Genomic DNA, 8,589 nt, shown 5'->3' on the forward strand with positions numbered 1-8,589 from the left:
GCTAGTAACTCTCAGCTTTCAATCTGGTTCACTAGCTGACCAAGATACCGGTTCCCACTACGGCAACAATGGCACCGAACCAAGCGTAGGCATTTGGCCTCTGCTTGGTGTATAGCCACAGAATTGGCAGCAACATGATAGGTGTGGTTGAAGAGAGTAGAGCAACCATGCCGACATTCCCTTCCTGCAGTGCATACAAGATCAGTGTCATCCCCACCGCCATCGCGAGAAAACCGTTCACTGCGGTAATTGCGAATATTTGACCATTCATCGGGTTCAGTGCACGTGAAAGTTTGGCGCCCGTTAAACGAAATGCGGAGTGGGCGACAAAGGCGGTGATCATCCGAATCGCAGAAGCGGCAACAGGGTCGATATTAGTTTGCATCACGGGTTTAGCGATGATGCCACCCAGTGCTTGGCAAATCGCAGCTGTAATTCCCAGTGCAACGCCAATCCAAACGGTGCCTTTGATGGTTTCGAGTTGGTTGTTGGCTTGCCCTCGACGACCAAAGAATATCGCGGTTAATACACCACTGAACACCAAAGCTGAGCCAATTAGCTCAACAGAAGTCATGCTTTCGCTAAACAGGAAGTAACCAAGAATCGCCGAGAACACGGCGTGACAAGAGAACAGTAAACCCGCTTGGCGCGGTCCCATTCGGTTCAAACAGGCAAATAGGGCGGTATCACCAATGAATATACCAATCAGGCCAGACAGCATCATCGGCGTGATTAGATTGGCTTCGACAGTTGACCAACCTCCGGTAAACCAAGCCATGCTCGATAAGATGATCGCGGTACAACCCATTCTCCAACGGCTATAGGCGAAAGAACCTAAGTGTTGGGCAGGCTTTACTGACATTAGGCTCGCAATGGCCCAAAGAAAAGCAGCAGCTAGAGCTAACCATTCAAATCCCATCTGAATAACATCCTTGTGTCTGGGATAAATTAGCTCATCAATATGCATCAAACCCAACTGAGAACAAAGTGATTCTTATGAAAAGAGTCACTTTGTTTCAGTTGTTGGTTTACATCAACTGCCGCTTGGCGGTGTGGTTTAACTTTTTTCTGGGCGAGTTATACCTTAAAGCGCTCCACGTCTTGGCGCATAGACTCGGCAGCACTACTCATTTCATTTGAGCTATTGCGACTGCTTTCAGCTTGCTGTGCAAGATCATCAGAGGCATCTTTGATCCCTTGCGTATTACGACTGATGTCTTCGCTTACCGCGCGTTGTTCTTCTGCTGCACTCGCTATTTGCAGTGCCATGTCGTTGATTTCAGTGATGGCTTGAGTGATTTTAGAGAGGCTGCCATGAGCTTGCTCTGCGAAGCCAACACTGTTCTCTGCCAGTTGAGTGCTGGTGGTCATACTTTCAACGGCATGCTCGGTATTCTTCTGCAGTGTATCAATCATCACGCGAATTTCTTCGGTCGAGCCATGCGTTCTTTGGCTTAGCACTCGAACCTCATCTGCAACAACCGCAAATCCACGACCTTGTTCACCTGCACGAGCGGCTTCAATCGCGGCATTCAATGCCAACAGGTTGGTCTGTTCGGCAATGCCTTGAATGGTGGATAGGATCTGGTTGATGCTTTGAGCATTACTCTCTAATTCACGAATAACATTGGCGGCATCTTCAACCTGAGTCGCAAGGCCTGTAATCGCATCGCGGTTTTGTTGGATAACCTCTTGGCCTTCGTTACAAGCGGTAGCGGATGCCTGAGAAGCGGAGGCGGTTAATTCGGCATGGCTGGCCACTTCAGCTGCGGTGGCGGACATTTCATGAATCGCCGTCGCAATTTGGTTGATGTCGTTTTGTTGATTCTCGACTCGAATCGAAGATTGCGTAGCCAGTTGATTGGCTTTTTCCGCATGGTTGTTTAAGTCGTGACTGTGCTCGATTACGCCCTTAAGCATGCTTTGCATCTGGCTCAAGAACTGGTTCACGAGCTCGGCAAGTTTGCCAATTTCATCCATGCGCTTGATATCAATACGCTGAGTCAGGTCGCCTCTGCCTTGAGCCAGTTGAGTGAGCGCTTCAGACAATGTTTGTAACGGCGAAAGCAGACGGTTGATGACGACGGTGCTCGCAATCGAAATGACGATGTATAAAATCAAAGAGGTAAGCGTGATAAATTGAATGGCATCGGATACCGCAGAAAATGCCATTTCTTTATCGATCACAATACCCAATGACCAATCGGTATTCGGGACGTTAGCGATGTAGACCATTTTATCGCCTTGACCAGGCCAAGTTAACGTCGTGATCATTTGGTTTTGGAGCAGTTGTGATACTTTGTCGACCGTTAGCTCAGGGTTCAAATTCGTCAGTGGTTTCTGACTCAACGCTTCATCACTGTAGGCGACGATGTTGTTATTACCGTCGACTAAAAAAGCAAAACCGTCATTATCGAGTTTTACATTGAGTACGGTATCAATAATGCTGGTTACGGTTAAGTCTGCCGCGATAACACCCTGTCTTTCACCATTAAATGCTTTAGCGAAACTGATGACAATGCTGCCGTCAAAATCTTGATAAGGTTCGGTAATGATGAGTTCGGATGTCGCGTTTGCATCTTTATACCAAGGGCGGGAGCGTGGGTCGTAGTCTGCTGGCCAATCCTCAGCCTTGTCGCCATAAGCGATAGTGCCATCGTTGAATCCGGCGTAAACCGATAGGAATTGACCAGCTTGTTTGGTGATCAATAACTCGCGGTCAGAATTACTATTTCTTGAAATGGTTGGTTCATTGGCCAGCATCATATCACTGCGAGTCGACAGCCAATCGGCAATGTAATTGGTTGTTCCTGCACTTACATTCTTCATTTCTTGGTTGATCGCGACTTCAGTCTCTTGGGTGAGCTGGTTGACCGATATCCAGGCTTGAGCGCCACTTACGACGGCAATAATGACCGCAATGGCGATCTGAATTTTGAACTTAATAGTGTGTCTCAAGGTTTATCCCTCCTTCTTGGATAAAAGGCTAATGACAGCGACGCGTTGGATTGCGAACGGATGTGTCTCTGCTAGGTGTCTAGTGTCGTTATATTTAAAGTTCGAAACGTGTTGAAAATCATAATTTAAATATATATATGATTATTTTTAATAAACAGTGAAGTGGAATCACAATTGGTTGCTGCTAAGGTGTTAATTGTTATCAGGGGTTATCGTATTGGTTAAAACCTGGTAGCCCGCCAGCTAGCGAGATCACGATTACTAGCTGGACGGAAGGGATGCATTGACGCGCTAGGTGATAATAAACAGTGCGAGGTAGACCATCAGTAAGCCGACAATCCCTAAGATGATACCCATCTTAGCCATATCTTTGCTTTCGATAAGCCCAGTTGAGTAAGCCAGCGAGTTTGGTGGCGTCGATACTGGAAGAATCATCCCGAGCGATGCTGAGAAGGCGACCACAACTAGCAAGCCTTGCAAGCCCCCAATCGTAACTAGGCTCTCCATCGATGCGCCAATCGCAGCGGCAATTGGCATTAACAAGTTAGCTGTAGCGGTGTTCGACATGAAATTAGCCATTAGCCAACACACGATAGACAGCGTTAGTACCACTGCAGTCGGCGAGAGCGATTCATAATCAATCGCGTGTGCGAGTGCAGCGGCTAAGCCTGTTTTATCCAAGCCAATCCCAATCGCAATACCACCCGCAACCAGCCACAACACATCCCAGTTAATCAGCTTGAGTTCTTCTTTGCCCATGATGCCAGTGAGAGTAAAAACAGCCAGTGGAATGATAGAGACCACATAAGTGTTCATGCCATGTAGTTTGGTGGTCATCCACAATAAGATTGTCGCAGCGAAAGTGATGTAAACCACAATCGCTCGCCAGCTCTTTTTAAATTGTCCATCAAGCTTGAGGACCATATTTCTTTCTTTAGAAGGAAAGAGTTTTTGTAGGAGAAACCAAGCGATGGTGAGTTGGATGATCACAAAGGGTAAGCCCATCATCATCCAGCTAAGGAAGTCGATACTGTTCTCGCCAATTAGGTATTGCAGTGCGATCGCATTGGGTGGTGTACCTATGGGTGTCGCGATACCACCGGTATTGGCGGCGATTGGAATACACAACACGAGCGCTTTAATCCCCATGTCGCCTTTTGGTGCTGAGGCGACGATAGGACCTAGCAATGCGAGCATCATTACCGTTGTTGCGGTATTTGACATGAACATTGAGAACACGGCGGTGATAAGCATTAAACCCAGCATAATAAAGCGCGGTTCTGTGCCAAATGGTTTGAGCAGCACACGAGCTAAATTGTTGTCGAGTTCATATTTGGAGGCGGATATCGCAAGAGCAAAGCCACCCATGAATAGAATGATGATTGGTGACGAAAATGCACCGAATATGTCGGTATATTTGATTAACTCACCGAGATCGTGTCCTGCAGGTGGATTTCTAAACAGGTGTAAGCCTTTGTCAGAAATCATTACCAGCTCAAGTGCAATGATCAGTATTGAGGTAGCGAAAACCGGAACGGGTTCAAGCACCCACAGCAGAGCTGCCAATAAGAATATCGCCAACAAGCGGTGTTGAATCAGCGTGAGATCATCGATTGGTATTGAATCTATCGGCATGAACAACACGCCTAAGGGAATCGCAAAACAAATCAACAGCTTGACCAGAACGCCAACATTGAGTTTAGGCATGTACAAAGACCCTATGAATAAAATATCTTCAAATAGAGTAAGTTATCTGGATTTTTGGTACTTGGAGACGGGTTGTAAAATCGAAAAGTTGTTTAAGGTTTCGACAGTTGTTTTGTTTTTGGTCAATCTTTTATCTGTTCAATTAGGGGCAAGAGTGAGAAGCAACAGGTGGCTGGGCTGGGCTGGGTTTGAGGATTGAGGTTTGAAAGCTTGGGTTGTTAGAGCTTGAGTAGGAAACGAATTGGTAGAGTTCAGAAAAAGGCGCGTTCTTCTCTGATATAGAAAAAGTAACGCGCCTTTAAAACTAAATGAGTTAACTCAGATCGTTAAGCTTGGTCAGTGTTCTCTGCTGAATCAACAGCTTCAGTCTCAACGTCTTTACCCGCAATGTGCGCGAAAGGAGTGCCTAGAACGGTTTTCTCACCATTCTGCATCGTGTCGTCAAACTTGATTGCATCTTTAGCAAACAGGTTGATAACCGTTGAACCAAGCTTGAAGCGACCCATCTCTTCACCTTTCTTCAAGATAATAGATTTATCCCCTTGTGCTGGGTAATCCCACTTGTAAACCGAGTTACCTCGCGGTGGCGTGATGGTACCAGCCCATACTTGCTCGATGCTACCTACGATAGTTGCACCAACCAGCACTTGTGCCATTGGGCCAAACTCAGTATCAAAGATACAAACCACACGTTCGTTACGTGCGAATAGGTTTGGAACGTTCTCTGCCGTTAACGGGTTTACTGAGAAAAGATCACCGGGAACGTAGATCATCTGACGCAGTGTGCCGTCGCATGGCATGTGCACACGGTGGTAATCACTTGGCGACAAGTAAAGCGTTGCGAATTCACCGTCTTTAAACTCATCGGCTAGGTCTGGATCACCACCAAGCAACTCACGTGCTGAGTAGTTATGGTTTTTAGCTTGAATCAGTTGACCATCAGTAATTGGGCCAAACTGACTTACACGTGCATCAGCAGGGTGAACAATAACAGAGTCACCTTCTGCGATAGGGCGCATGCCTTCTTTCAATTCACGTACGAAGAATTCATTGAATGTCTTAAAGTGTTTTGGATCGCTATGCAGAGCTTCATCCATGTTCACTTTGTATTGCTTGATGAACCAGTTAATGATCGCTGTCGTTAAACCACCCGCTTTAGCAGACGCCAGTTTACCAACTAAACGAGTCAGGCCATGTTGTGGGATCCAGTACTGCAATCCAACTTTAATCTTATCCATTGTATTAATTTTCCAATGCTAATTGTTTTTCAATTAAATCTGTCGATGACGGTTTAGGGCGCGAGATGTTACTTAAGTTCGCGCCAATTGTCAGTAAATGCACACATTTGTTCACAAAAACGCGATTATAGATCCGCTTTCTTACTTCGCGAGTACTGACGGTTATCTTTGTTGTCAGCCATTGTTTCAATGATGCGATGGTAACTAGCAAAACGTAAGCGGCTAATTTTTCCGTCTTCAACGGCTTCACGCAGAAGACATCCTGGGTCGTCATTGTGTTTACAGTCGCGGAACTTACAACCACCTAGGTATGGTTTGAATTCAATGAAAGCATCTGTGACTTCATCGGGTTCTAAATGCCATAGGCCGAATTCACGTACCCCTGGGGAGTCGATAAGATCACCACCAGAAGGGAAGTGATACAAACGCGCTGCTGTGGTGGTGTGTTGACCCAGTCCTGAGTTTTCAGAAACTGCGCCTTCTTCAATGTCCAACGTTGGCATCAGTGCATTCACTACGCTGGATTTACCTACGCCAGATTGACCAACGAAAATGTTGATACGATCTTTCAGTTCAGCTTCCAACTCTTTGATGCCGTAACCCGACTCTTTACTCACGAACATGACTTTATAGCCGATTTTCTCGTATATCTTCAGTGTTTCGCGGTATTCGCTAATTTGTTGTTCTGTCAGCAAGTCAACTTTATTGAGTACGACTAAAGGGGCGATATTCACCGTTTCAGAGGCGATCAAGTAGCGGTCGATGATATTAAGTGATAGCTCTGGTAGAACAGCTGAAACGATAACCATTTGGTCTACGTTTGCCGCAACCGGTTTTAGGCCGTCGTAGTAGTCAGGGCGAGTCAGCATTGAAGTTCTTGGTTCAACGGCTTCTACAACGCCAGAAATACCAGCCATGGATTCTAAGCCTGCACGCCAAGTTACTCGGTCGCCAGAAACTAAAGTCTCAATACTACGGCGTAAGTTACAACGGTGAACTTCGTTGGTTTCAAGATCTTCGATATCCGCATGTTGACCAAAGCGCGTAATCACGAGTCCGCTTTTTGTTCCGCCAAGCATGTTCTCGTCCCATTGGATAGAATCTTCTTTCTTGAGTCGCTTGTTCTGGTTGATACGTACGCGACGTACCTGACCTTTGGTTAACTTCTTTTTTTTAGCCACAATTTTTCACTTAACACATCTAACTTGATGATTGGGAACTCAAACAGGATGTTGCTACTGCCATATGATTTCGATGGCTCTAAAGCTAGTTTGAGTATAGTTATTTGGGTATAGTACCTCTTTTATACATAAACAAATAGGCGACGCCTTATGTCCTTTAGCGATCAGAACCTTATTTGGGTTGATCTCGAGATGACAGGACTTGATCCTGAAACTCATAAAATCATTGAAATTGCGACTATCGTTACCGATAGTGAGCTTAATATCCTGGCTGAAGGACCTGTTTTGGCTATTCACCAACCTCAGAGTGAATTGGACAAGATGGACGAGTGGTGCACAACGACTCACACCGGTAGTGGCCTAGTGAAACGAATTCAAGACAGTACAGTTTCAGAGCAAGATGCCATTCAACAAACTATTGAGTTTCTGGAAAAATGGGTACCAAAAGGTAAGTCACCAATTTGTGGCAACAGCATTGGTCAAGATCGCCGATTCTTATACAAGCATATGCCAGAGCTGGAAGAGTACTTCCATTACCGCTATGTTGATGTTAGCACCCTGAAAGAGCTGACTCGCCGTTGGAAACCTGAAGTGTTAGATGGTTTTTCTAAGTCGGGAAGCCACCTTGCATTAGACGATATTCGAGAGTCTATTGCTGAGCTGCAGTACTATCGAAAAACAATTATTAACATCTAATCAGATCAAATGTTCACGTTTATCTAACTTTTCAGGGACATAAGAGCTATTTTTTTTGCAAATATGTGTGCTTTTACAGCAGTTGAGTAAAAACTTGCTGATTTTTGCATTAAGGACTTGCATCACAAAAAAATGCTCTTATAATTCGCAGCCCTGAACGGCGAAAGACGTTTTCAGTTTGCGATACTAGCTCAGTTGGTAGAGCGCAACCTTGCCAAGGTTGAGGTCATCGGTTCGAACCCGATGTATCGCTCCAATTTGTAGGTTATGGCGAAAGCGGTAATCGAAAGGTGAAAGACCTTTTATAATGCGATACTAGCTCAGTTGGTAGAGCGCAACCTTGCCAAGGTTGAGGTCATCGGTTCGAACCCGATGTATCGCTCCAAATTAGTCTCTTAGAGACAAAGACTCATTGACTTAAACAATGCATCCGGACGCGGGATGGAGCAGTTTGGTAGCTCGTCGGGCTCATAACCCGAAGGTCGTCGGTTCAAATCCGGCTCCCGCAACCACATTACAGTTAAGCGCTATCTGTTGCCCAAGGCAGTAAGAGCAGCGACTAACTAATGCGATACTAGCTCAGTTGGTAGAGCGCAACCTTGCCAAGGTTGAGGTCATCGGTTCGAACCCGATGTATCGCTCCAGCTTTATACTTTTAGGAAATAAATTCCTAGAGGGTCTCTTAGAGACAAAGACTCATTGACTTAAACAATGCATCCGGACGCGGGATGGAGCAGTTTGGTAGCTCGTCGGGCTCATAACCCGAAGGTCGTCGGTTCAAATCCGGCTCCCGCAACCACATTACAGTT

Annotated in this window: 6 protein-coding genes and 5 tRNA genes; 6 read left to right on the plus strand and 5 right to left on the minus strand. The window is 45.8% G+C overall.

Annotated features, from left to right (window positions below; all coding sequences use genetic code 11):
* Positions 1–31: 31 nt before the first annotated feature.
* From AB4407_RS06840 to rsgA, 5 genes are all read right to left on the minus strand, one after another.
* On the minus strand, positions 32–919 hold the full coding sequence (locus tag AB4407_RS06840) for a DMT family transporter (RefSeq protein WP_372119823.1): 888 nt from the start codon (positions 917–919) through the stop codon (positions 32–34).
* 158 nt (positions 920–1,077) lie between these two features.
* Positions 1,078–2,958 (minus strand): methyl-accepting chemotaxis protein, encoded by a 1,881-nt coding sequence (locus AB4407_RS06845; protein WP_372119825.1) that lies wholly within the window; start codon positions 2,956–2,958, stop codon positions 1,078–1,080.
* A 291-nt stretch (positions 2,959–3,249) separates the two neighbouring features.
* Positions 3,250–4,665: a DASS family sodium-coupled anion symporter gene (locus AB4407_RS06850; RefSeq protein WP_372119827.1), complete on the minus strand. Its 1,416-nt coding sequence runs from the start codon at positions 4,663–4,665 to the stop codon at positions 3,250–3,252.
* Positions 4,666–4,991: 326 nt separating this feature from the next.
* Positions 4,992–5,903: an archaetidylserine decarboxylase gene (asd, locus tag AB4407_RS06855; protein ID WP_372119829.1), complete on the minus strand. Its 912-nt coding sequence runs from the start codon at positions 5,901–5,903 to the stop codon at positions 4,992–4,994.
* A gap of 125 nt (positions 5,904–6,028) precedes the next feature.
* Complete coding sequence (rsgA, locus tag AB4407_RS06860; protein ID WP_372119831.1) at positions 6,029–7,084, minus strand: small ribosomal subunit biogenesis GTPase RsgA; 1,056 nt, start codon at positions 7,082–7,084, stop codon at positions 6,029–6,031.
* Positions 7,085–7,234: 150 nt separating this feature from the next.
* Between rsgA and orn the strand changes: the two genes are divergently transcribed.
* From orn to AB4407_RS06890, 6 genes are all read left to right on the plus strand, one after another.
* Positions 7,235–7,780, plus strand: coding sequence for an oligoribonuclease (gene orn / locus AB4407_RS06865; protein ID WP_012603103.1), 546 nt, complete (start codon positions 7,235–7,237; stop codon positions 7,778–7,780).
* 180 nt (positions 7,781–7,960) lie between these two features.
* Positions 7,961–8,036, plus strand: a tRNA-Gly gene (locus tag AB4407_RS06870).
* Positions 8,037–8,089: 53 nt separating this feature from the next.
* Positions 8,090–8,165, plus strand: a tRNA-Gly gene (locus AB4407_RS06875).
* A gap of 50 nt (positions 8,166–8,215) precedes the next feature.
* Positions 8,216–8,292, plus strand: a tRNA-Met gene (locus tag AB4407_RS06880).
* A 56-nt stretch (positions 8,293–8,348) separates the two neighbouring features.
* Positions 8,349–8,424, plus strand: a tRNA-Gly gene (locus AB4407_RS06885).
* Positions 8,425–8,502: 78 nt separating this feature from the next.
* A tRNA-Met gene (locus AB4407_RS06890) sits at positions 8,503–8,579 on the plus strand.
* Positions 8,580–8,589: the final 10 nt, after the last annotated feature.

It is taken from the genome of Vibrio sp. 10N.261.46.E11, assembly GCF_041472735.1.
In the GTDB taxonomy this organism is placed as follows: domain Bacteria; phylum Pseudomonadota; class Gammaproteobacteria; order Enterobacterales; family Vibrionaceae; genus Vibrio.